This is a genomic window from Allobranchiibius sp. CTAmp26 (assembly GCF_017565405.1).
Lineage (GTDB): Bacteria > Actinomycetota > Actinomycetes > Actinomycetales > Dermatophilaceae > Allobranchiibius.
This window is the reverse complement of the sequence record NZ_JAGEKR010000022.1, coordinates 16,992-39,815: the sequence shown is the minus strand read 5'-3', so window position 1 is coordinate 39,815 and position 22,824 is coordinate 16,992. Positions and strand designations below refer to the sequence as shown.

General features: G+C 70.4%; 26 protein-coding genes. 12 read left to right on the top strand and 14 right to left on the bottom strand.

Translation table 11 applies throughout. From position 1 onward, the window contains the following. The first annotated feature begins 36 nt into the window (after nt 1-36). Nucleotides 37-942, top strand: coding sequence for an LLM class F420-dependent oxidoreductase (locus tag J4030_RS15845; protein WP_208050203.1), 906 nt, complete (start codon nt 37-39; stop codon nt 940-942). A 79-nt stretch (nt 943-1,021) separates the two neighbouring features. Here the strand turns inward: J4030_RS15845 and J4030_RS15840 are convergent, their stop codons facing one another. The 4 genes from J4030_RS15840 to J4030_RS15825 all read right to left on the bottom strand — a co-directional run bounded on the left by J4030_RS15840 (nt 1,022) and on the right by J4030_RS15825 (nt 4,766). Then, nucleotides 1,022-2,428, bottom strand: coding sequence for a hypothetical protein (locus J4030_RS15840; protein WP_208050202.1), 1,407 nt, complete (start codon nt 2,426-2,428; stop codon nt 1,022-1,024). 154 nt (nt 2,429-2,582) lie between these two features. After that, nucleotides 2,583-3,569 (bottom strand): aldo/keto reductase, encoded by a 987-nt coding sequence (locus tag J4030_RS15835; RefSeq protein WP_208050201.1) that lies wholly within the window; start codon nt 3,567-3,569, stop codon nt 2,583-2,585. Between the two features lie 73 nt (nt 3,570-3,642). Further along, the gene (locus J4030_RS15830; RefSeq protein WP_208050200.1) at nt 3,643-4,260 is read right to left on the bottom strand and encodes a maleylpyruvate isomerase N-terminal domain-containing protein; all 618 of its coding nucleotides are present in this window, start codon (nt 4,258-4,260) and stop codon (nt 3,643-3,645) included. Next, on the bottom strand, nt 4,260-4,766 hold the full coding sequence (locus J4030_RS15825; RefSeq protein ID WP_208050199.1) for a DUF1203 domain-containing protein: 507 nt from the start codon (nt 4,764-4,766) through the stop codon (nt 4,260-4,262). Before J4030_RS15825 ends, J4030_RS15830 begins: the two co-directional genes overlap by 1 nt. 153 nt (nt 4,767-4,919) lie before the next feature. On the opposite strand from J4030_RS15825, the gene J4030_RS15820 reads away from it, so the two are divergent. Continuing rightward, nucleotides 4,920-5,882 (top strand): GDSL-type esterase/lipase family protein, encoded by a 963-nt coding sequence (locus J4030_RS15820; RefSeq protein ID WP_208050198.1) that lies wholly within the window; start codon nt 4,920-4,922, stop codon nt 5,880-5,882. 76 nt (nt 5,883-5,958) lie between these two features. Here the strand turns inward: J4030_RS15820 and J4030_RS15815 are convergent, their stop codons facing one another. Then, nucleotides 5,959-6,915, bottom strand: a complete 957-nt coding sequence (locus J4030_RS15815) for an NADP-dependent oxidoreductase (protein ID WP_208050197.1) — start codon at nt 6,913-6,915, stop codon at nt 5,959-5,961. 104 nt (nt 6,916-7,019) lie between these two features. Here J4030_RS15815 and J4030_RS15810 point away from each other — a divergent pair, with 104 nt between their 5' ends. Then, complete coding sequence (locus J4030_RS15810; protein WP_307864737.1) at nt 7,020-7,520, top strand: GNAT family N-acetyltransferase; 501 nt, start codon at nt 7,020-7,022, stop codon at nt 7,518-7,520. 21 nt (nt 7,521-7,541) lie between these two features. On the opposite strand, the gene J4030_RS15805 is transcribed toward J4030_RS15810, so the two are convergent. Then, nucleotides 7,542-8,423, bottom strand: coding sequence for an LLM class flavin-dependent oxidoreductase (locus J4030_RS15805; RefSeq protein WP_208050196.1), 882 nt, complete (start codon nt 8,421-8,423; stop codon nt 7,542-7,544). Next, entirely contained in the window at nt 8,423-9,490 is a 1,068-nt protein-coding gene (locus J4030_RS15800; protein ID WP_307864736.1) for an aldo/keto reductase, read from the bottom strand. Before J4030_RS15800 ends, J4030_RS15805 begins: the two co-directional genes overlap by 1 nt. A 53-nt stretch (nt 9,491-9,543) precedes the next feature. On the opposite strand from J4030_RS15800, the gene J4030_RS15795 reads away from it, so the two are divergent. Beyond that, the gene (locus J4030_RS15795) at nt 9,544-10,137 is read left to right on the top strand and encodes a TetR/AcrR family transcriptional regulator (protein ID WP_208050195.1); all 594 of its coding nucleotides are present in this window, start codon (nt 9,544-9,546) and stop codon (nt 10,135-10,137) included. Beyond that, nucleotides 10,025-10,855 (top strand): HutD family protein, encoded by an 831-nt coding sequence (locus J4030_RS15790; RefSeq protein WP_307864735.1) that lies wholly within the window; start codon nt 10,025-10,027, stop codon nt 10,853-10,855. The genes J4030_RS15795 and J4030_RS15790 overlap by 113 nt, the downstream gene beginning before the upstream one ends. A gap of 238 nt (nt 10,856-11,093) precedes the next feature. Here J4030_RS15790 and J4030_RS15785 read toward each other — a convergent pair whose 3' ends face one another. Further along, on the bottom strand, nt 11,094-11,822 hold the full coding sequence (locus J4030_RS15785; protein WP_208050193.1) for a peptidase E: 729 nt from the start codon (nt 11,820-11,822) through the stop codon (nt 11,094-11,096). Between the two features lie 21 nt (nt 11,823-11,843). Further along, nucleotides 11,844-12,422 (bottom strand): TetR/AcrR family transcriptional regulator, encoded by a 579-nt coding sequence (locus J4030_RS15780; protein WP_208050192.1) that lies wholly within the window; start codon nt 12,420-12,422, stop codon nt 11,844-11,846. A 125-nt stretch (nt 12,423-12,547) separates the two neighbouring features. Here J4030_RS15780 and J4030_RS15775 point away from each other — a divergent pair, with 125 nt between their 5' ends. Together J4030_RS15775 and J4030_RS15770 are read left to right on the top strand one after the other, a co-directional pair. Next, nucleotides 12,548-14,140: an MFS transporter gene (locus J4030_RS15775; RefSeq protein WP_208050191.1), complete on the top strand. Its 1,593-nt coding sequence runs from the start codon at nt 12,548-12,550 to the stop codon at nt 14,138-14,140. Between the two features lie 125 nt (nt 14,141-14,265). After that, complete coding sequence (locus J4030_RS15770; protein ID WP_208050190.1) at nt 14,266-15,081, top strand: transglutaminase domain-containing protein; 816 nt, start codon at nt 14,266-14,268, stop codon at nt 15,079-15,081. Between the two features lie 88 nt (nt 15,082-15,169). On the opposite strand, the gene J4030_RS15765 is transcribed toward J4030_RS15770, so the two are convergent. Continuing rightward, on the bottom strand, nt 15,170-15,319 hold the full coding sequence (locus J4030_RS15765) for a GPGG-motif small membrane protein (RefSeq protein WP_208050189.1): 150 nt from the start codon (nt 15,317-15,319) through the stop codon (nt 15,170-15,172). 166 nt (nt 15,320-15,485) lie between these two features. Continuing rightward, complete coding sequence (locus J4030_RS15760; RefSeq protein WP_208050188.1) at nt 15,486-16,268, bottom strand: PIG-L family deacetylase; 783 nt, start codon at nt 16,266-16,268, stop codon at nt 15,486-15,488. Nucleotides 16,269-16,360: 92 nt separating this feature from the next. Between J4030_RS15760 and J4030_RS15755 the strand changes: the two genes are divergently transcribed. Both J4030_RS15755 and J4030_RS15750 read left to right on the top strand, forming a co-directional pair. Continuing rightward, entirely contained in the window at nt 16,361-17,812 is a 1,452-nt protein-coding gene (locus J4030_RS15755) for a cytosine permease (RefSeq protein ID WP_208050187.1), read from the top strand. 1 nt (nt 17,813) lies between these two features. Further along, entirely contained in the window at nt 17,814-18,296 is a 483-nt protein-coding gene (locus tag J4030_RS15750; RefSeq protein ID WP_307864734.1) for a nucleoside deaminase, read from the top strand. A 2-nt stretch (nt 18,297-18,298) separates the two neighbouring features. On the opposite strand, the gene J4030_RS15745 is transcribed toward J4030_RS15750, so the two are convergent. Further along, nucleotides 18,299-18,937 (bottom strand): nucleoside/nucleotide kinase family protein, encoded by a 639-nt coding sequence (locus J4030_RS15745; RefSeq protein WP_208050186.1) that lies wholly within the window; start codon nt 18,935-18,937, stop codon nt 18,299-18,301. Nucleotides 18,938-18,996: 59 nt separating this feature from the next. Here J4030_RS15745 and J4030_RS15740 point away from each other — a divergent pair, with 59 nt between their 5' ends. Next, the gene (locus J4030_RS15740) at nt 18,997-19,593 is read left to right on the top strand and encodes a LysE/ArgO family amino acid transporter (protein WP_208050185.1); all 597 of its coding nucleotides are present in this window, start codon (nt 18,997-18,999) and stop codon (nt 19,591-19,593) included. A 30-nt stretch (nt 19,594-19,623) separates the two neighbouring features. Here J4030_RS15740 and J4030_RS15735 read toward each other — a convergent pair whose 3' ends face one another. Further along, nucleotides 19,624-19,947: an Lsr2 family protein gene (locus J4030_RS15735; protein ID WP_208050184.1), complete on the bottom strand. Its 324-nt coding sequence runs from the start codon at nt 19,945-19,947 to the stop codon at nt 19,624-19,626. A 128-nt stretch (nt 19,948-20,075) separates the two neighbouring features. Between J4030_RS15735 and J4030_RS15730 the strand changes: the two genes are divergently transcribed. Together J4030_RS15730 and J4030_RS15725 are read left to right on the top strand one after the other, a co-directional pair. Then, on the top strand, nt 20,076-21,452 hold the full coding sequence (locus J4030_RS15730) for an FAD-binding oxidoreductase (RefSeq protein ID WP_208050183.1): 1,377 nt from the start codon (nt 20,076-20,078) through the stop codon (nt 21,450-21,452). A 100-nt stretch (nt 21,453-21,552) separates the two neighbouring features. After that, complete coding sequence (locus J4030_RS15725; RefSeq protein ID WP_208050182.1) at nt 21,553-22,125, top strand: GNAT family N-acetyltransferase; 573 nt, start codon at nt 21,553-21,555, stop codon at nt 22,123-22,125. A 13-nt stretch (nt 22,126-22,138) separates the two neighbouring features. On the opposite strand, the gene J4030_RS15720 is transcribed toward J4030_RS15725, so the two are convergent. Further along, the gene (locus tag J4030_RS15720; RefSeq protein ID WP_208050181.1) at nt 22,139-22,699 is read right to left on the bottom strand and encodes a dienelactone hydrolase family protein; all 561 of its coding nucleotides are present in this window, start codon (nt 22,697-22,699) and stop codon (nt 22,139-22,141) included. Nucleotides 22,700-22,824 lie beyond the last annotated feature (125 nt).

Here is a 22,824-nt window from a genome sequence, read left to right as displayed (position 1 = left end):
GTGTCCCGCCCAGGCGAGGAGGTGCAGGATGGGGAGATGCGAATCGGACAGCAAGTGCCGTACTTCTCCTGGCCGGGTGCTCCGGAATCCATCGCTCCGACGCTCGGTCGGATCGCGCGGGACTCCGAGGACGCCGGTCTGTCCAGCCTGTGGGTGATGGACCACTTCTTCCAGATCGAGATGATCGGACCGCCCGAGCTGGACATGCTCGAGGGCTACACGGCCCTCGCGTTCCTCGCCGGACAGACTTCGCGAATCTCCCTGGGGACTCTCGTGACCGGCGTGACCTACCGCCACCCGGCGCTGCTGGTGAAGACGGTCACCACGCTCGACGTGCTGTCCGGCGGCCGGGCGCTCCTCGGCATCGGCGCCGCGTGGAACGAGGAGGAGCACCGCGGTCTTGGGGTGCCGTTCCCGTCCACGAAGGAACGGTTCGAGCGGCTGGAGGAGACCCTGCAGATCGCGCTGCAGATGTGGGCCGGTGACGAGGCGGCGTACGACGGGGAGCACTACCAGCTGGAACGCCCGCTCAACGTCCCGCAGTCGATCAGCCGGCCGCACCCGCCGATCATGCTGGGCGGCAGTGGCGAGAAGAAGACGTTGCGGATGGTGGCGCAGTACGCCGACGCCTGCAACATCTTCGACCTCGGCCCGCAGGGGGTGCGCGCGAAGTACGACGTGCTCGCCGCGCACTGCGAACGCCTCGGTCGTTCCTACGATGACATCATCAAGACCGTCATCACCCAGCTGTCGCTCTCGGAGCGCGGTGGTGAGGAGCGCGAGCGCGGCGGCCCGGCGATCACCGTCGCCCAGGCGGTCGACAAGCTCGGCGCGCTCGCCGAGATCGGCACCGATGTGGCGATCGTCGGGATGGCGGACAACAACGACCCGGCCGTCTATCCGCTGCTCGCCGAGGTCGTCCGTCAGGTCGAGCCTCTCTGATCGACCCCGCACGACACACGACCGGCCGGACCCGCCCCTCGTCGAGGTACGGATCCGGCCGGTCGTCGTACGCGGTGGGTCAGTGCGCCCGGATGACCTTGTGCTTGATGGTCACCGTCGGCCGCTGCGCCAGGATGCGCTTGGCGAGCTGCCGGCTGGACATCTTGTTCGCGCCGGCGATGCCGAAGTCGCTGAAGTCGAACCGGCCGTAGGTCCAGGCCTGCACGTCGATGCTGCCCTTGCCGTTGTAGAAGCCCACCTGCGGTGCGTCACTCGTCATCGACGAGTCCAGCTGCGCGGTCAGCGTGCCCGAACGCGTAGCTTCGGCAAGCGTGTTCACGATGCTGGTGCTGCGGGTGTTGAGCAGGTCGGTGGTCTGTGCGACCCAGGTGCCGGCCGTCGGAGCGACCGCCGCCGTCGTCATGTTGACCGCGATGGTGCTGTCGTCGATCGCCGAGGTCGGCAGGGTGGCAAGTCGGGCGCTGTCCGTGCCGAGGCGGCCCTTCGTGATCCCCAGGCCGGTGGCCGTGTTGACCGCGAGGCGGGGTGCGGTGGGCCGGTACGCCGCGCCGAAGGCATCCTTGCCCTGCGTGTAGAGGCCGCCGACCGACAACGCCACGTCGGTCGAGCCCCCGAAGTCGCCCACGACGAACTTGTACGTCGCGACGGTCTCGCCGTCCTGCGACTGGCTGCTCACCAGGGTGACCGGCACGATCACCGAACCGCTGACCGAGTCGCGGTTTCCGAACTCGACCGACGGCACGTACGGCCGCCCGCCGGTGCCGTTCCACGCGGTGAGTCCGCCGGTGCCGCTCGGGCTGAGGGCGCTGATGTTGAGGTCGACCGCCGTCAGCTTGGGTGCCTGGAAGCTCGGGTCGTCCGAGCCGAAGCCGACCTGCAGGTCCTCCTCGAGCTGGTCGCCCGGCTGGAGACGGCTGCCGCTCATGCGGGTGTCATCGGTGAGGTCGAGCTCGCTCGGCAGATAGAGGCTGCCGACCGCCGCGGTCGAGGACGAGGAGGCGTACCAGCCGACCACGTCGACGCGCAGGTGGGCCTGGTACATGCCGGCGCCGGCGATGGTGATGCGGCCCGTCGAACTCACGGGCACGGTCACCTTGCCGACCTGGGTGCTCCGGCCGCCGTACGCGAAGCTCACCGCGGCGGGGCGGGTGCTGCCCGCGGCGTACGCCACGAACGCGCCGTTGCCGTGCTGGTCGAATGCCGTCAGCTGGACCACGACGGCCGACACCCCGGTCGAGGGGATGCCGTTCTTGCCGGTGACGGTGTAGCTCACCGAGTTCTTGCGGGAGACATAGCCCTTCGCGCCGCCCTGACCGGAGTGGGTGTCGGCGATGCGCGCCGCCGTGCTCGGGTGGTAGGTGCCGGCCGCCCCCGCGGTGGCCGCGTGCGCCGACGTCGGCGCCGCCGCCCATGCGGATCCGGCCAGGGCGATGGCGAGGAGCGGTGCTGCGATTCTGCGTGACACGTGTGGGTCCTTCCCCCGAGGTGCGGGTCGCCGCCGTGGCGACCCGTGCCGAAACCTAGCGTCTGCGGGGGTCGCGGCAGCCCGTAACGGGCGGACATTTCCAGCACGTGCCGAGACGGCTGTCCGCCGGGCACCTCGAGGGTGGTTCTGGTGCCTACCAGCGGGGCATCATCGCCGCGGGGTAGCGGCTTCCGTACGCGCCTCGCGGCAGGATCGCGGCCACCCGTTCCAGGTCGGCGGCGGTGAGCGCGAGGTCGGCCGCCCCGACGTTCTCGGCGAGCCGGTCGGGGTTGCGGGTGCCCGGGATCGGGACGATGTCGTCCCCCTGGGCGAGCAGCCACGCGAGCGCCAGCTGGGTGACGGTGGCGTCCTTCTCGCGGGCCAGGTCGGTCAGCTGGTGGATCGCCTCGACGTTCTTCTCGTAGTTGCCGGGCTGCCAGCGGTCGTCCCAGCTGCGCATGTCGTCCTTGGGGTACTCCGCGGCCGGTTTCACCGTGGAGGTGAGGAATCCGCGGCCGAGGGGTGAGTACGCCACGAAACCGATCCCGAGCTCGCGGACCGCCGGGAGGACGTCGGCCTCGACCGCCCGCTCGAAGATGGAGTACTCGGTCTGCAGCACCGACACGGGTTGCACGGCGTGGGCGGCGCGGATCTGGTCCGGGCCCGCCTCGCTGAGACCGAAGTAGCGGACCTTGCCCGCGTCGATCAGCTCCTTCACGGCCCCGGCGACGTCCTCCATCGGCACGTCCGGGTCGGGGCGGTGCTGGTAGAGCACATCGATGTGGTCGGTCTGCAGATAGCGCAGGCTGTTCTCGGCGACCTCGCGGATGTGCTCGGGGCGGCTGTCGAACTCGCGGCCACCGTCGTCGCTGCGGGGGAGCACGAAGCCGAACTTGGTGGCGAGCACCATGTCGTCGCGGAAGTCCCGCACCGCCGCCCCGACGATCTTCTCGTTGCTGCCGGTTCCGCCGCCGTAGAGCTCGGCGGTGTCGAGCAGGGTGACGCCCAACTCGTGCGCCCGGTGGATGGTGGCCGTGCCCCCCGGTTCGTCACCCGCGCCGTACGCCATCGTCATGCCCATGGTGCCGAGACCGATGGCCCCGACCTGCAGACCCTGCGTGCCCAGTTCGCGATGTTCCATGTGTTCGACGCTAGACCCGGTGGGGCTGATGCGCGACCGGGGCCGGGGCCGGGAGCACGGACCCGGGTCGCGGTCAGCCCAGGAGGGTGAATCCCGTGGGGAGGTCGGTGCGGCCGGTCAACGCGCGCAGCATCTGTGGGCCGCGTCCGATCCGCGCGGCGAGACAACCGGCGAGAGCGCAGGTCTCCTCCAGCGCTGCAGGTGCGAAGGTGATCGGCAGGTCGACCGCGGCGCCGATGTCGAGGCCGTGGACGACCAGTTCGAAGGTGCGTGTCGGCAGGTAGGCCTCGACGGACATGCCTCCCCCGATGGTCGTGATCACCGCGTGCGGGTCGGCCGCGATGACCGCGGGGCCGACCTGCTGCACGAGGGTGTGGAATGCGGCGGCGGGATCGGCGCCGAGGTCGCGTCCTGCCTGCCGTCCGCGTTCGAGCACGGCTGCCTCGTCGACACTCCGGCCACTGTGCAGCACCCCCAGGAAGTAGTCCTCCGGTGTCGCCAGGTCGATGCGGTCGGCGGGTTGCTGCAGGTAGGTCAGCACCGTGACGAGCGCACGGGCCATGTGCCCGACCAACGACCGGAGATCCCAGTCCCCGAGCCCCGCGCCGTCCCAGGCATCCGGGCCGATCCGCGCCACCAGATCGTCGACGCAGGCCGCGGCCTGCAGGTAGTCCTCGACGGTTGTCGACATCAGGCGGAGGTCCTGCCGGGACCCTCACCGACGCCGACGGAGTACATGAAGCACTGCGAGTCGAGGTTGCGGACGTGCACGGTCGCCACGTCGGTCTGCGACAGCAGCCGTCGGATGACCGGCTCGAGATCGGCCTGATCCGGCACGACCGTGTTGTGCTCGTAGTTCATCGTGTCGTCGGCACGGTAGGTGCGCAGGAGCCGCGGGCCGGTCGCCAGCTGTGCGGGCAGGTCACCCGAGGCGGCGTACCCCTCGCAGCGATCGGCGTGGATGTAGACGGGCCCGACCTCGGTCCACACCGACGGATGGTCGAACGGTGCGTACGAGATCAGGGCGATCCGCTCGCCCGGCTCGGCGAAGCGCAGGCAGCAGCGCAGTGGTTCTCCCTGCCCGACGGCAGCGAACGGGGCCACCCGGTTGCCGTGGCCGTCCGCGTCGTCGCGGCGCACCGCGTCCAGGCGGGTGCGATCGATGGCCTGCACCAGCAGGTCTGTGGTGGTGTCCATGTCGTCAACTGTGGCAGTTCGTCTCGGCGCGTGCTGGCGGAAAATCGACGTCGCGTCCCGCGCCTCGAAGTCTTGTTTCCGCAGGTTTCTGGCGACCGAGCGTGCTAGCTTCCGAAACGGTTCGGGACAGCGGTTCTACGGAAGCAGGCAGTCATGCGCGTTCCTCTCAGTCGTCGCTCGCGGCGCAACATCCTCGGCCTCACCGCCGCGACCGCGCTCAGTGTGGGTGTCGCGGTCCCCTCCCTCGCGGCGACGGCCCACCCCGTGCATCCCGACCATTGGGGCTCCTCCCACCAGCGGGCGGTCGTCCCCGGCTCGGACTACCTGGCTCTCGGCGACTCGGTGGCGTTCGGCTACCGCGAACCGACGACCTTCCCGCCGCCGAACTACCTCGACCCCAAGAGCTTCGTCGGATACCCCGAGGAGATCGGTACGGCCCTCGGGGTGCGGGTCACGAACGCCACCTGCCCGGGTGAGACGTCCGGGAGCCTCATCAACACGGCGACCCCGAGCTACGCGTGCGAGACGCCCGCCGGATACCGCACGAACTTCCCGCTGCACGTGACCTACCGCAGCAAGACCGAGAGCCAGCTGACCTTCGCGGTCGACTTCCTCAAGAAGCACCACAACACCCGCCTGGTCACGCTCGGGATCGGTGCCAACGATGCGTTCCTGTGCCAGGCGCAGCACGGCGGCACCTGCTCGGGCGCGGCACTGGCGACCACACTCGCCGGGATCAGCAAGAACGTCAGCACGATCCTGTCCACCGTGCGCAACCAGGCGCACTACTCCGGCCAGATCGTGATCGTCAACTACTACTCGACGAACTACGCGTCGGCCACCGCGAGCGCCGGCAGCGTCGCGCTGAACCAGGTGATGGACACGGCCGCCAAGCCGTACGGCGTCCGGATCGCCGACGGCTACGCCGCGTTCCAGAACGCCGCCCTGCACTCCGGTGGCGACAGCTGCGCCGCCGGGCTGCTCACGCAGCTGTTCCCGCACCAGACCGCGACGTCGAGCGGAGCCCAGAGCGGCTGCGGGGTGCACCCCAGCGTCGCCGGCCAGGATGTGCTGGCGCACACCGTCGAGGCGAGTATCAAGAAGTCCTACCGCTGAGCCACTCGTCAGGAGGCCGGGCCGTGCGCCGCCAGTCGCGGCGTCCGGCCCGGCCTCGTGGCGACCGGACGCTCCCTCAGGGGAGCAGCGCCAGCTTGCCGCCCGGGTGCCCGGACTTGAGCAGTTCGAGCGCGTCGAGTGCGTCCCCGAGGGGGTAGGTGCCGGCCATCGGCACGACCAGGTCGCCGTCACCCGCCAGCTGGATCAGGTGCGCGCGAATCCCATCGCGGTACGCCGCGCTCTGCGGCATCGTGCCGCCGATGACGCGGATGCCGTCGTTCTCGGCCCGGGCGAAGGCCGCGATGGTCACGATGCGAGCCCGGTCCTCGACCAGAGTCAGCGAGACGTCGACGGCCTCGTCGGTGCCGACGCAGTCGAGCGCGGCGGCGACGCCCTCGGGTGCCTCTTCCCGCACCCGCTGCTCCAGCTCCTCGCCGTAGAGGACGGGCACGGCGCCGAACCGTCGTACCGTGTCGAAACGTCCTTCTCCCGAGGTGCCGATGACGCGGGCGCCGATCAGCGCGGCCTGCTGCAGGACGCTGACGCCGACGGCTCCGGAGGCGCCGTGCACCAGGATCGTGTCGCCCTTGGCCACCCCGGTGACGTGCAGCATCTCGGCCGCCGTCGACCCGGCGAGCAGGAGGTTGGCGGCCTCCGGGAAGCCGAGGCCGGCGGGTTTGGCGAAGACGTCGCGGGCCGGCACTGTGATGCTCGACGCGTAACCACCCGAGACCCGGAACGCCAAGACCTCGTCACCGACAGCGCCGGCGCCGGATGCGATCCGCGTGTCCGGCCCCATCGCCGAGATGACGCCGGCGATCTCGTAGCCGATGGGAACGGGCAATGCATCCCGCTCACCACCGCGCGCGATGTGCTTGTAGTCCGCCGGATTCATGCCGGCGGCGCGCACCTCGATGCTCACCTGCCCCTCGGCGGGTGCGGGAACGTCGGTCTCCTGCAGGCGCAGCACGTCCAGGTCGCCGTAGTCCGTCGCCACCCAGTGCTGCGCGGTCCGTCGCGCGTTGTCTGCCATGCACTCATTCAAGCCCCGTCCGACGCCGCCCGCTCGGCAGGGTCCCTGGGGACGCTGCCGCGAAAGAGCTGGCGGTCGGCGCCGTTCGACGCTTGGGTGGGATCGTGACCTCGTTGCCGCAGATCCGCGCGTTCGCAGCCGAGGACTGGGCGCAGGTGTGGCCCATCTTCCGCGAGGTCGTCCGGGAGCAGGAGACCTTCGCCTACGATCCGGGGACCTCCGAACGCGAGGCGCGGTCGCTGTGGGTGGTGGGTCCGCCGGGCCGGACGACGGTGGCGCACACGGGTGGTCGTGTCCTCGGCACCGCGAGCATGTACGCGAACCGGCCGGGTCCGGGGAGCCACATCGCGAGCGGCAGTTTCATGGTGGCGCGCTCGGCACGGGGCGAAGGCGTCGGTCGCGCGCTGGTGCAGGACGCTCTGGACTGGGCGGCTGCAGGTGGTTTCGCGGGCATGCAGTTCAACGCGGTCGTCGAAGGCAACACGGCCGCCGAGCGGTTGTACGCCGATCTGGGTTTCGTGACCGTCGGCACGGTTCCGGGCGCGTTCGAGTCCCCGACCCGCGGACGCGTCGGCCTGCACGTGCTCTACCGGCCGCTGCCGTGATCGTCGACGGCCGCCGGTGGTTCACGAGGCGGCGTGCTCTCCGATGATCTCGTCGGTCACCTGCCGCACTAGGCCGTCGACGTACGGCGCCCCGAGCCCGAGCACGATGTGCGTGAAGCCGGCATCGAGCGCCTCGGCGACCGCGTCGCGGGTCGACTGCGGCCGATCGAGGGAGACCGGCAGGAAGATCGAGCGGGTGATCGCAGCGGGATCCCGGCCGATCTCGGCGCAGAACCGGTCGAGCATCGCACTCCGGTCGATCGCGTCGGCGATGTCGCCGCCGGGGATGTTCCAGACGTCGGCGTGCTCGGCGACGACCCGCAGGGTCGCGATCGCGCGCCCGCCGATGACGATCGGCGGGCCGGGCCGTTGCACGGGTTTCGGATTGCCGAACGCACCTTCGAGGTGGTGATAGGTGCCGTCGAAGTCGAACGGCGCGTCCTCCGTCCACAACCGCCGCACGATCGTGCACGCCTCGGCGAGATTTCCGACTGCGGACTCCGCGTCGTGATACGGCAGCCCGTGCGCCGCGTACTCCCGCCGGGCGGCGGGCATGCTGGGGCGCGATCCGGCACCGATGCCGAAGTCCAGCCGTCCGCCGGACACGATGTCGACCGTGGTCGCGATCTTCGCCAGCACCGCGGGCGGGCGGAAGCGATTGCTCGTGACCATCAGGCCGAGCCGCAACCGGCTGGTCTGCGCGGCGAGTGCCGCCAGGAGCGTCCACCCTTCGAAGATCGGACCGTCCGGGTCGCCGCCGATCGGCATGAGGTGGTCGAACAACCAGGCGTGCTCGATCGCGGGGATGGCGTCCGCCTCGCGCCAGACGCGCACGATGTCGTCGTAGCCGATGTTCATCGGCGGCGTCATGATCCCGAAGCTCGGGCGTGCATCGGCGGCCATCAGCGGCGTCGCAGTGAAGCGTCGGTGATGGACGGGCGGGCGTCGACCTTCTCGCCGGGCGCCAGGTCGACGCCGGGCGCGACGATGGCGTCGAGCGCGTCCAGAACGTCCGCGGAGAGCACCGTGTCGGCGGCAGCGAGCTGGGACTCCAGGTGCTCCATCGTGCGCGGGCCGATGATCGCACTCGTCACACCCGGGTGCGCGTTCACGAACCCCAGAGCGACCTGGATCATCGTCAGTCCGGCGTCGGCCGCGACCTTCGCCACCTGCTCGACGGCGTCGAGCCTCGCGCGATTGGTCGGGTCGTCGAGGTCGAAGCGCTGCGGCATCAACCGGGCACGGTGGGTCGTGATCTCCTGACCCGCCCGCACCGCTCCCGAGAGCCAGCCCGACGACAGCGGGCTCCACACCAGCACCCCGAGCCCGTGGTTCTCGGTGACCGGAAGCACGTCGGTCTCGGCGCCGCGGTTGAGGATCGAGTAGTTCAGCTGCTCGGTGACGTAGCGGCCCAGGTGGTGTCGCCGGGCCGCCCACTGTCCCTCGACGATCCGGTACGCCGGGAACGTGGACGATCCGAAGTAGCGGATCTTGCCCGCGCGCTGCAGATCCGTGAGCGCCGACAGGGTCTCCTCGTCGGTGGTCGTCGGGTCCCAGCGATGCACCTGGTAGAGGTCGACGTGGTCGACGCCCAGCCGGCGCAGGCTGCCCTCGATCTCGGTGGTCAGCCAGCGGCGGGACGCCCCGCGGTGGTTGCGCTCCTCGCCCATCGGCAGGAACGCCTTCGTCGCGAGGACCACGTCGTCACGGTGGCCGGCGATGGCCTTGCCGACCATCTGCTCCGATTCGCCCTGGCTGTAGAAGTCGGCGGTGTCGATGAGGTTCACCCCGGCCTCGAGCGCGGCGTCGACGATCGCCGAGGCGTCCTCCTGCGTCGTACGCCCGTTCGTGCCGAAGTTCATCGCGCCGAGCGACAGGGTGCTGACCTGGACACCGGTCCGGCCGAGTGTGCGGTACTGCATGGCGATCTCCTGGATGGCATGATGGAAGTGGAACGTTGCTCCGCTCACTATACGGAGCGATGTTCCGTTTGTGAAGACATCGGCGAGACGAGGTGATCGACGTGCGCGACGGGGGGACCTCGTCGACCGTGCGCAAGCGTGCGGACGCCCGCCGCAACGAGCAGACGCTGCTCGATGCCGCCGCCGCCGTCTTCGTCGCGCGCGGTGTCGACGCGCCCGTGCGTGCGATCGCTGCGGCGGCCGGCGTCGGGATGGGCACCATCTACCGGCATTTCCCGACCCGGGCCGACCTCGTCATCGGCGTCTACCGCCATCAGATCGATGCCCTCGTGAGTACCGCGGCACATCTCCTTGCGGAGTCGGAGTCACCCGCCGCAGCGCTGGCGCAGTGGATGGACGGGTTCGTGGATTTCCTGGTGACCAAGCACGGGCTGGCGGGCGCACTGCGGTCGGAGGAGGCCAGCTTCGACACGCTGCACGCCTACTTCCTCGACCGACTCGTCCCGGCCTGCGCCTCGCTGCTCGACGCCGCCACAGCGGCGGGTGAAACCCGCAGTGACGTCGACGCGCTCACCCTCATGCATGCAGCGGGCAACCTCTGCATCGGCGTCGAGGGCGGGGGCGACGCGGCGTCCGACGCGCACCGGATGGTCGGCCTGCTCATCGCCGGAATGCGACTTCCGGCTGTGGGCTGATGGTGCGAATCGACCAGGAGGTCGCGACCCGGATGTTCGGGGCCGAGCGGGCGGAAACGAGACCCTGGCCAGGGTGGTGCCTGGACGTTGGGGCCGAGCGGGCCGAAACGAGATCGGCGGCAGGGTCCTGATGGCAACAGGTGACGAGGAGCGTGGCGGGGCGGCTCGGGTCCTTCGGTTCGGTGACTTGGCGGTGTCCCGGTGGGCGAACGGTCTCGGGGAGACACGCGAAGTAGCCTCGGACCGTACGGCGGACGGTGGGCTCGTGTGGCGCCTCAGCATCGCGACCATCGCCGCGGCATCCGACTTCTCCGCACTGCCCGACGTGGATCGGCGGCTGATGAACCTCGGCGACGGTCCGCTCGCCCTGGTGATCGAGGGTGAGCCGGTCACTGTGCCCCGACACGAAGTGGTGTCCTTCCGCGGCGAGGACGCCGTGCGGGCGCAGCACGCGAACGGCTACGACCTCAACGTCATGACGGGTCGAGGGCGCGCGCGCAGCAGCCTCGAGACGGTGCGCATCCAAGGGTCCGCTGTGCTCGCCGGTGCAGGACCCGCGCTGTTCGCGGTCGTCGCCTTGGACGGTGCAGCCGTCGTCACGGTCGGTGATGGCGTCGGCACGCTCGCGCCGCTGGACTGCCTTCTCGCGACTCCGGGTCGCGACATCGCCGTGGACGGTCACGCCACCGTGGCGCTGGTGCGCATCGCCCTCACATAAGGGCCCACGCGGTGTCGATGTGCGCGCCCGGGTGGGCTGCCCGTGGTCGTAAGGGCCCACGCGGTGCCTGACGTACGCGGGGGTGGGCGGCGCGGGCGTTTGGGGCCGACCGGGCCGAAACGAGACCTTGGGCAGGGTGCGGCGAGGGCGTTGGGGCCGAGCGGGCCGAAACGAGATGCGGTGCCGTGGTGCGCCCGTGCGCGGCCCAGAGGCTCGTCCGAAAACTGCGGCTGCTCGCTCAGGCGGAGAGGCGGCGTACGTCGAGTGGTTCCTCCCGGGCGATGTCGCCGTCACGCTGTACGACGTACGCGCCCGCATCGCTCTCGGCGACCGCCTCGACCAGTTCCGTTCCGCGGTAGAGCAGTCCGGCGCCGTCGTCGGTGCAGTGCGTCCGGCCCAGCGTGCCGTCGGCGACCAGGCGGTGGATCAGCGGACGGCGCCGCTCCTCGCTGTCGTAGTGGACCCCGTTGCCGTAGGGAAGGAACCCCAGCCCGTCGGTCACCGGCGCGAGCTGCGGGCCGAACGAATCGGTCGCGCCGCCCTGGTGCCAGCAGATCGACCCGGCGCTCACCCCGGTGAGGACGACGCCCGCCTGCCACACGCGGTGCAGGATCGCGTCCAGTCCGTGCGCCCGCCACACCGCCAGCAGGTTGACGACCGAGCCGCCCATCACCCAGATGACGTCCTGCGCGAGAAGGTGCGCCTCGATGTCGGGGACGTTGGGCATCCCGAACAGTTGCAGGTTCGTGAGCTCGTAACCGGCGACGCGGCCCGCTTCGGCGAGGCCGTGCATCACGTGCGCGGCGTCGCCGACCGCAGTGGTGATGGTGCAGACCCGCGGCGCGCGCCCTGCCACGCCGGCGAGGTCGACGGCGTACGCGGTGAGTGGGGTGAACTCGAAGTACGTGCGCTCGCCAGGGCGTAGCCCGCCGGAGGTCGCGAGGATCGTGGGCTCGGTGGCAGTCACCGGACCGAGTATGCCGAGCGGTCAGGCCTTGATGCCGTACCGCAACCCGTCGTAGATGAGGTCGACCAGATTCATCGACACCTGGTCGACGTCCGGCTGGGTGCTGGCCAGGCAGATGCCGCCGAGCGCACGGGTGAGCTCGGTCGCGCTGGTGTCGGCGCGGATCACGCCCGCGGCGATGGCGGGAGCGAGGACGACGTCGGCGGAGTGCAGGAGCTTCGCGCGGATCGCGTCGAACGGCTCGTGGTTGGCGTTCATCATCGACCGCAACAGGTGGATGATCCCGCGCTTGACCGCGTAGAAGTCGACGAACTCGCGCATCCACTCGTGTAGCGCCTCGCCCGAATCCGGCCGCGCAGCAAGCTCGTCCGAGCGCTGCGCCAGATCGTCGACGCGTGCTGCGTAGACGGCCAGCACGAGGTCCTCTCGGGTGGGGAAGTGGCGGTACAAGGTGCCGATGCCCACTCCGGCGGTCCGCGCGATGTCGTCGAGGGCGACGTCGACGCCGCCCGCTGCGAACGCGTCCGCTGCGGTGTCGATCAACAGCCGACGGTTGCGCGCGGCATCGGCACGCAGCGGCTTCTTCGCCGTGACGGACACGTGACTCACCTTCTCCTGCTGGCCCGCTTGCATAACCGGAGGGACCCTCCGTATAGTCGAAGCAAGCGGAGTTCTTCTCCGTTTCCAGTACGAGGGTACTACTCCTCTGACTCCAAGGACCACTCATGGCAATCACCACCTCGCCGTCATCCGCGACGTCGTCCGCCCCGGGCGGCGCGTCGGCCACCGCGTCATCGGGCCGACAGCGCCGCGGCCGCTGGGGGCGCCGCTCCACCGGTGCGCACTTCTCCCGACCCACTCACCCTGGACTGATCATGGTCGTGGTCCTCGTGACCCAGCTGATGATCGTCCTCGACGCCGCGATCGTGAACATCGCGCTGCCGGACATCCAGACCCAGCTCAAGATGAACCCCGCCAACCTGTCCTGGGTGGTGAACGCCTACACGCTCGCCTTCGGTGGCCTGCTGCTGCTGGGCGCCCGCGCCGGTGACCTCTTCGGCCGGCGCCGCGCGTTCCTCGCGGGACTCGCGATCTTCACCCTGGCCTCCTTCCTCGGCGGCATGGCCCAGGACTCCGCCCTGTTGCTCGCGGCACGCGGCCTGCAGGGCGTCGGTGCGGCGCTGCTCGCACCGTCCGCGCTCGCGATCCTGATGTCGAGCGTCAAGCCGGGCCGTGAGCAGACCCGCGCGATCGGCCTCTACACCGTCGTCTCCGCGAGCGGCGCGGCGATCGGCCTGATCGCCGGCGGCGTCCTCACCTCGGTCGCCTCGTGGCGCTGGGTCTTCTTCGTCAACGTGCCCATCGGCATTGTCGTGCTGGCGCTCGGGATCCGAGCGCTGCCGATCTCCAAGATCACCAAGGGCGCTGTCGATGTCGCCGGTGCCGTGCTCGTCACGGCCGGCATGTCGACGCTGGTCTACGGATTCATCCGTGCCGCGTCCGACGGCTGGAGCGACACCCGCGCCCTCGCCTCGTTCGCCGCGGGCCTGATCATGATGGTCGCGTTCGTCCTCGTGGAGCGTCGTGCGAAGGCGCCGATCACCCCGCTGCACCTCTTCGCACACCGGGACCGCTCGGTCGCGTACGTCGCCCGCACCCTGCTCGTCGCGGGTTCGATGGGCACGTTCTTCTTCATGAGCCAGTTCATGCAGATCGTGCTCGGGTGGACGCCGTGGGAGTCGGGGCTGGCGTTCCTGCCCATCCCGGTGGCCGTCTTCACCGCCTCGCAGCTGGTGTCGCGGATCTTCTCGCAGCGCTTCTCCACCAGGGCGATCGCCTCGACGGGCCTGCTGCTCTCGGGCATCGGCCTCACCTGGATGTCGATCCTGGACGTGAGCAGCACGTACGCCACGATGGTGCCCGCGCTCGTCGTTTTCGGACTGGGCAACGGCATCGCGTTTGTGCCGCTGACCACCGCCGGAATCGCCGGCGTGGAGCCCAAGGACACCTCGGTGGCCTCCGGTCTGGTCAGCGTGACCCAGCAGCTCGGCGGCGCCCTCGGGCTCGCGGTGCTGGTGAGCGTCTTCGCGACTGCCGGCAAGGGCGCCGCGCAGACCTCCTCTGCGGGTCACGCCGCCCTCGAGGTCTTCGTCCACGGCGCGGACCGCGGGTTCGTGGTCGCGGGTGGCCTGTTGATCCTGGCCTTCGTGCTGGTGCTCACGGTGATGCGTCGACCGCAGCTCGCCGAGGCCGACGAGCTGGTGCTCGCCGAGGCCGAGGTCGCCGAGCGCGACCGGGCTGCCGCGGTCACCGACTGACGCAGCCGACATACGGGGGAGTCAGCCGCCGCGCACCCACATCGGGTGCGCGGCGGTTTCCGTTGTCCGGGCCCGGTAGCGTTCGCTGTCACCGTGCCCCTGCTCGAGCGAGGACGACCTCACCCATGAACACCCGCACGCTCGACCTGGGGTGCACCTTCCGCTACTCCTCACTCGCACCGACGGCGGCGGTCTTCCAGGTGAAGCCGACCGACAATCCGCGGGTCACCCTGTCCGGGGAGTCGTGGAGCAACACCGCGTCGGTGGCCAGCCACGACTTCCGCGACGCCTTCGGCAACACCTGCACCCGGCTCGTCCTGCCGCAGGGCATCACCACGTTCGACTACTCCGTGCGCGCCGAGGTGCCGGATGCCCCCGAGGACGTCGACACCGACGCCCCCGAGATCTCACCGGAGCACCTGCCCGACGAGGTGCTGCAGTACACGATCTCCAGCCGCTTCTGCCAGCCCGACGTGCTCGGCACCCACGCGTGGCGGCAGTTCGGCAACCACCCCCGCGGATATCGCCGGGTCTCGGCGCTGTGCACCTATGTGCACGAATACCTCACGTACACCATCGGATCCACCAACTCACTGTCGACGTCGGTGGACGCGTGGACGACGGGACAGGGGGTCTGCCGCGACTTCGCGCACCTGCTGATCACCTTCTGCCGGGCGCTGAACATCCCGGCGCGCTACGTGTTCGGCTACATGCCGGATATCGATCCGCCGATCAACACCGGTCCGATGGACTTCCACGCATGGACGCAGGTCTGGCTGGGTGACCGCTGGTGGGACTTCGACGCCCGGCACGACCGCACCCGCAAGGGTCGGGTCGTGATCGGCCGCGGCCGGGACGCCGCCGACGTCGCCCTCGTGACGACGTACGGCGCGCCGTGGCTGCAGTTGATGAACGTCACGGCACAAGAGATACCGGCCTGACAACACCGAGTGGCATACCTATGTGTCGAGTGGCGCACTCCTACGGGGTGCACCGGACACATAGGTATGCCACTCGGCAGAGGAACGGTCAGCGCCTGCTGAGGACGCTCCAACCGCCCGGACCCACGGCGAGGCCGACCACGATGAGCACGATGCCCAGGATGATGCTGCCCTTCAGAAGGGTCACGATGCCGACAATCACCAGGATGACGGCCAGGATCCACAACAGAAAGCCCACGACACTTGCTCCTTTGCTTGTCGCGACGCGGTCGCCCGCGCGCGTCTGAGACGCGAATTGTCAGGCTATACCCAGGAATTCAAGTCTTGCTGTATGCCGTGCCGGTGCACTGAGCAACGTGTCGAGCCCGTCGCGGTGGCGTCCGCGCCGGCCCGAACGTCACGGGTCAGCCGAAGGGCCAGCCCTGCGTCATACCGGCGGGTCGTCCCGGCTCGACGTAGTACTCGTGACCGAACGCGCCGGAGAAGATCTCCGGCGGCATCGCCATGAACATGCCGATGTCGCTCACCTGGCTCGCATGCGCCTGCATGGACGCTCGTTTGGTGTCCAGATAGTCGGAAACGTCGACATCCCAATGGATCTCGTCCTGTGGCAGACCCATCGGGTTGCCGTCGTCCATCGGTCCGTCCACGTCGAAACCCGGACCTTCGGGAGCGCCGGCCATCATCGCGCGCATCGCGTCGCGGTTCATGGTCACCTCGAGCATCCGCGGGGTACGGCGTGCCAGGGACGCGGCTCGGTGCGCGACGTGATGCACCCGGACGTGATCGGGGTGGCCGTAACCGCCGTGCCAGTCGTACCCGATCAGGTCGTCGGCGTCCTCGTCGTCGAGGATTCCCGCGAGCCGGCCGGCCGCTTCGTCGACGTCCGCCCGGGCGAACGCCGCCTCCGCGTCGTTCTGCGCCCACCCGGTCATCCCGGAGTCGGCGTATCCCAGCCACTCGATGCGGTGCACACCGAGCACCCGCCCGGACGCGGCGGCCTCGGTACGTCGCCGCATCAGCACGGTCTCACCCTCGGCGAGATCGTCCGCCACCTCGCCGTGATCGCCGTTCGTGGCGAAGACGACCACCACGCGGTGGCCCTCGTGCACGGCGCGGGCGATGCTGCCGGAGGTGGAGCTGGCCTCGTCATCGGGGTGGGCATGGAGGAAGACAAGTGTGCTCACCCAGGTGAGTATGCCGAGCGGCAGGATTTACGTCACCGAAACCACCCACCCCGCCGGTAGGCACCAGAATCCCTCACGTGAGCATATCCAGCATGACTGCCAACCCCATCGCCGAAGAGCACTACGGGAGCAAGACCGTCGCGGTCGAACCCGGCGGTGTCGAGCACATCCCGGACAGTGAGCGGCACGGGAAGCCCCACCAGCTGTTGTGGACCTGGACCTCTCCGAACCTGGAGTTCGCGACGATCGCCGTGGGCATCATCGGCCCGCTGTTCTTCGGGCTGTCGTTCTGGCAGGCCGCTGCCGCGATCGTGCTGGGCACGGCGCTGGGATCCGCCACGCACGGCGTGCTGTCCAGCTGGGGACCGCCCAGTGGGTTGTGTCAGATGGTGCTCAGTCGCTCCGGGTTCGGCTGGATCGGCAACATCCTGCCGGCGGGCCTCAACGCTCTGGTCGCCGGGATCGGCTGGTTCGCCGTCAACAGCGTGAGCGGCGCCCTCGCCCTGCACGCGCTCGCCGGCGGGGTACCCCGCTGGCTGTGCCTGTTGATCGTGGTCGCCGCCCAACTCACGGTCGCGGCGTTCGGTCACAACCTCGTGCACAGCTTCGAGAAGTTCGTGCTGCCGGCACTGGCCGTCGTCTTCGTGGTGGGAGCGGTGGTCGCCTTCCACAAGGCCGACCTGTCCGCGTCCCACCTGGGTGAACTGCGCACGGGCAAGACGCTCTTCCCGCCGGTGTCGGTGACGGGAGCGTTCCTCATCGAGGCCGCCGCGGCGTTCGGCTACGCGTGCGGCTGGAACCCGTACGCGTCGGACTACACCCGGTATCTGCCTCGCACCGCGAACCGGGCACAGACGGGCGCGTACGCCGGTCTCGGCGTCTTCCTGTCCTGCGTCGTCCTCGAGTGTGCAGGCGCAGCAATGGTGTTCGCCGTCGCGAAGCCCGGTGTCGACCCAGGCATCTACACCAGCATGTTCCCGACCTGGTTGGGCAAGCTGACCCTGCTGGGTATCGCGGTCGGCGCGGTTGCTGCGAACGCCCTCAACATCTACTCCGGCGCGATGTCGGCGCTGGCGCTCGGAGTGCGACTGCCGGTGCACCGGGCCCGCATGGTCGTGGCACTGGTCTTCGGTGCGGCCGGTTTCGTGCTCGCCTATTTCGGCTTGGACGACGCGGGCAGCAAGTACGAGAACTTCCTGCTGATCATCTCCTACTGGATCGCGCCCTGGCTGGGCGTCGTCCTGCTGGACCGGGTCCTGCGCCGCGGCCAGGACATCAACGCCCTCGCTCTGGACCCGCGGCACCGCAACTGGGCCGGGCCGATCGCGATGTTCGTGGCCGGCGCGGTGTCGATCTTCTTCTTCTCCAACCAGACCAAGTACCTCGGCCCGATCCCGAAGCACCACCCGGTCTTCGGCGACGTCACTCCCGTGGTCGGCTTCCTGCTCGCCGCGTTGATCTACGGCGTGCTCTACAAGGCCCTGGCCGGGCAGCCGCGCACCGACGTACGCCCGGCGGACACCGAGCCCGCCCCGGCGGCCTGAGGTGGGCGCACCTGACACTCCCGGCGCCGCGCTGACCCGTGCAGACGACCGGCAGCTGCTGGAGATCGCCGTCGCCGAGGCGCGGCTGGGGCTCGCGGAGGGCGGCATACCCATCGGCGCAGCACTCATCGCGGCGGACGGCGCGGTGCTCGGGCGCGGGCACAACCGCCGGGTGCAGGACGACGACCCGTCGATGCACGGTGAGACGGCGGCGTTCAAGGCGGCCGGACGGCAGTCCACCTATCGCGGCACGACCATGGTGACCACGCTGTCGCCCTGCTGGTTCTGCAGCGGGCTGGTGCGTCAATTCGGCATCTCCCGGGTCGTGATCGGGGAGGCGCTCACGTTCCACGGCGGTCACGACTGGTTGGCCGAGCACGGTGTGGAGGTGGTCCTGCTCGACGATGCGCAGTGCGTGGGGCTGATGACGGACTTCATCGCCGCCCACCCCGCGTTGTGGCACGAGGACATCGGCGCCGAGTGAGCTCAGTCGGCGCGTACGACGAAGTCGGCCGTCCGCCGGTACGAGGCCACGAGCCGGGCGTTGACCTCGTCCGTGCCGAGCGCGCGGTGTGCGGCCTCGCGGGGTGACCGGCCGAAGTCCTGGTGACGCCGGGTCAACCGCTCGTGACGTACGTCGTCCGGCAGCTCCAGGTACCAGCACTCGTCGAGGGATGCGCGCGCCGCCGGCCACGGATCCTGCTCGAGCAGAAGGTAGTTGCCCTCCGTGACGACCAGCCGGTCCTCGGGTTCGATGCCCACGGATCCGGCGATCGGGTCCTCGAGGGAGCGGTCGAAGCGGGGTGCCCACACGGTCGCGTCGCCTGCGGTCTGGGCGCGCACCCGACCCAGCAGATCGGCGTACCCGTGGGCGTCGAAAGTGTGCGGCGCGCCCTTGACGTCGCCCCATCCGCGCGCGTCCAGCACGGCCTGGGCCAGGTGGTAGCCGTCCATCGGGACGACGACGGCGCGGATCCCGGCGGCATCGGCCCACCGGTGCACCCGGTCGGCGACCGTGGACTTCCCGGCGGCCGGGGGACCGGTGATGCCGAGGACGACCCGGCCGGCGTCGAGCCGCGGGCCCAGCCGGTCCCATGCATGCTCGAGGCTGACCGATGTGCTCACCGTGGACAGGCTAGGGGTGCGACCCCGCTCCGGTGGGCCGCTCGTACGCTGATCGCCTCATGTTGACGTCAGCGCTCACCGGTTTCGCGACCGGTCTGTCGTTGATCGTCGCGATCGGCGCGCAGAACGCCTACGTGCTGCGCCAGGGACTCGCGCGGGACCACGTCGCGGTCGTCGTCGCCATCTGCGCCCTCAGCGATGCCGTGCTCATCGCGGCAGGCGTCGGCGGGGTGGGCGCGCTCGTCTCGGCGCACGCGACCGTGCTAACGCTGCTCAAGTTCGTGGGAGCGGCCTACCTGCTCGGGTACGGAGTCCGCTCGCTGCTGGCCGCGCGGCACGCCACGGCACTGGGTCCGGTCGTCCTGTCCGGCGCCCGATCGGTGGTGACCACCACGCTGGCCCTCACCTTCCTCAATCCGCACGTCTATCTCGACACCGTCCTGATGCTCGGCAACATCGCCAATCAGCAAGGCTCGCAGGGGCGTTGGTGGTTCGCAGGCGGTGCGGCCCTCGCGAGCGTCGGGTGGTTCTGCTCCATCGGGTACGGCGCGGCCGCCAGTGCGCGCTGGCTCGTGCGGCCGCGCACCTGGCAGGTGCTCGACGTCCTGATCGGGATCACCATGATCGCGATCGCCGTCGTCCTGGTGACGAGCTGACCGCCGCGGCGTACGAGGGGTCGCGCGACGTCAGTTGCCGGCGGCGCGGAACTGCCTGACGACCGCGTCGGGGATGCGGCCCTTGGCGGGAAGGTCGAGGTTGCGGGAGGTGGCCCAGGCGCGCACAGCCCGGGAGTCGACCGGCGTGTCCACCTGACGCGGCACGGCCGGGTGGGCGGTGCCGGCGCGACGGGCGTGTCGGCGCCAGCCGTCGAGCGCGGACCGCAGCTGCTCGGCGTGCCGGGAGGACAGGTCTATCTCGTAGGCGACACCGTCGAGCCCGAAGCGGATCGTCTCCACAGCCGGCCCACCGTCGACGTCGTCCTCCAGCACGGTCACCGCACGCTGCGTCATGTCGCGATCATCCCAGTCGTGCGCGCGCAAACCTGGGACGCCGGGCGTTTGCGAACCGGGCGGGGCGCGCACGGGACGACGATCGGACACCCGGCACGCTCGAGCGTTCGACCTGCCAGGCTTGGCGGATGACGGTCAACGGCGCGGTCTCCCACTGGTGGTCCACCCTCGGCGGACCGCCGACTCGGCGCGCGCCGCTCGGTGGTGACCGCGGCGCCGACGTCTGCATCGTCGGCGCCGGGTACACGGGTCTGTGGGCGGCGTTCTACCTCAAGCAGATCCGTCCTTCCCTCGACGTGGTCGTGATCGAGCGGGAGTTCGCCGGCTTCGGCGCGTCCGGGCGCAACGGCGGGTGGCTCACCCCGGCGCTCCCCGGGTCGCGCGCCGTGCTCGCGAAGGGCGGCGCGGGTCGGTCGGGTGTGATCGATTTCGAAGGGGAGCTGCGCCGCCAGGTCGACGAGGTCATCGCCGTCTGCGCGGACGTAGGGATCGACGCGGACATCGTCAAGGGCGGGGAGCTGACGGTCGCGACCACGCCGGCGCAGACCGGGCGGCTGCGGGCGGCGTACGACGAGGACCGCGACTGGCAGGTCACCGACGACGAATGGCTCGACGCGACGCAGGCCTCCGCGCGAATCGCGATCGAGGGCATCCGGGCCGCGATCTGGACACCGCACTGCGCCAGGATCCACCCGGCCAAGCTCATCGAGGGTCTGGCGAGGACGGTCGAGCAGCTGGGGGTCTCGATCGTGGAGGACACCGCCGTGACCTCGATCGAACCGCACGCCGTCCACACCGACCACGGCACCGTCCGCGCGACGCACGTGCTGCGGTGCACCGAGGGCTTCACGGCGGGACTGCCGGGCGAACGGCGTACCTGGCTGCCGATGAACTCCTCGATGATCGCGACCGAGCCGATCCCGGCCGGGGTGTGGGCGCAGATCGGGTGGGAGGGTCGCGAGGTGCTCGGCGATGAGGCCCACGTCTACATCTACGCCCAGCGGACGGCGGACGACCGGATCGCGATCGGTGGCCGCGGCGTGCCGTATCGCTACGGGTCGCGGACCGACAACGACGGGACCACCCACGACGCCACCGTCACCCAGCTCGCGGCCGCGTTGCACCGGCTGCTGCCGGCCACCCGCGACGTGCCCGTCGCGCACGCGTGGTCCGGGGTGCTGGGGGTGCCGAGGGACTGGTCGGCGACCGTGTCGTACGACGCGTCGACCGGTCTGGGGTACAGCGGCGGGTACGTCGGGCACGGGGTGACCGCGGCGTCGCTCGGCGGACGGACGCTCGCGGAGCTGGTGACCGGGCAGGACACCGAGCGCACCCGGCTGCCTTGGGTGAACCGCGCGGTGCACCGCTGGGAACCGGAACCGTTGCGGTGGCTGGGCGTTCGCGGGCTCTACGCGGCGTACCGACGGGCCGACCAGCGGGAACTCGCGACCGGGCGGTCCTCGGCGATCGCGCGGGTGGCGGACGTGGTCTCCCGCAAGCCCTGACCCGCCGACTGCGCATGTCGTGCGGTGAAACGGGGGGTGACGGGCCCGCGACATGCGCAGTCGACGGAGGCGGGGTGCGCACCGGCCGTACCCTCGCTGGGTGTTGGTGACCACGACGACCCTGCAGTCGACCGCCCGGCCTTCGGCGCACACCGTCGAGCTGCCGCCGGACGCCCGGATCGAGCGGGTGGGCGCCGCGATGCCGGAGTTCGCGCGCTGGCTCTACGCCGCCGTCGGCGGTCCGTGGCGCTGGACCGACCGGTTGGGATGGACCCGCGGGCAGTGGACCGAGGACCTGGCGCGGCCCGGGACCGAGCTGCATGTGCTGTACGTCGACGGCGCACCGGCCGGGTACGCGCAGTTCGCGGCGGTGGTCGAAGAGAGCCACACCGCGGTGGAGATCGTCTACTTCGGGCTCATGGTGCACGTCACCGGGCGCGGCCTCGGGCGCGCGCTGCTCGCGTACGCGATCGAGGCCGGGTGGAGCCTGCCGGAGCGGCACGCCCTGCCCGCAGCGGGACGGGTCTGGCTGCACACCTGCGACCTCGACGGACCGCACGCCCTGGCCAACTACCGCGCCCGCGGTTTCGAGGTGGTCGCGCAGACGACCGCCGAGGAGGTGCGGCCGTCCGAGCCACTCGGTGCGTGGGTCTCCGCGGGCGGCCCCGCCTGAGTCGGCGAAAGGTCTAGGAGGAGAGGAGGTTCAGGACCCGTTCGACGCTGCGGTCCCGCGCGGCACGGTCACCGTCGGCGGTTCCCAGATCGGTGAAGAGGTGGCCGGTGCCGGGCACCACCACGTCCTCGAAAGAGGCTCCCGATGCGCGGACGGCGGCACCCAGGGCGACGACGTCGCACTCCTCGATGATCGGATCTGACGCGTAGCGGTGCACCTGCACCGGCATGCCCGGCCAGTCGCCGCGTACCGGCCCGACCGCGTGCAGCAGGATCGTCGCCCGGGCAGTCGGCCGGGCGCCGCTCAGATGCTGCGCGAACGCCGCGCCGAGCGAGAACCCGGCGAGCACGGCGTCGTCCGGAACGTCGCCCAGCTGATCGCGCACCCGCGCGAGCAGCGTTCTGCCACCGACCTCGTCGCGGTAGGCGATGCCTTCAGCCTGGACCTCGAAGACGTGTCCGTCGTAGAAGTCGGGTGTGCGTACGACGTGGCCGCCTGCCCGCAGCAGATCGGCGTACTCCCCGACGGCGGGGCGTAGCCCGAGGGCGGAATGCAGCAGCAGGATCTCGGCCATCGGGCCACCTTCTCACCCCGAGCCCGAGTCGGTCGGCGCGGACGCGCCACGCCCGAACGCACAGAACGGGGGCTCCGGCATACCGGAGCCCCCGCCTGCTGTGCTCGACCGGTCAGTCGAGCACG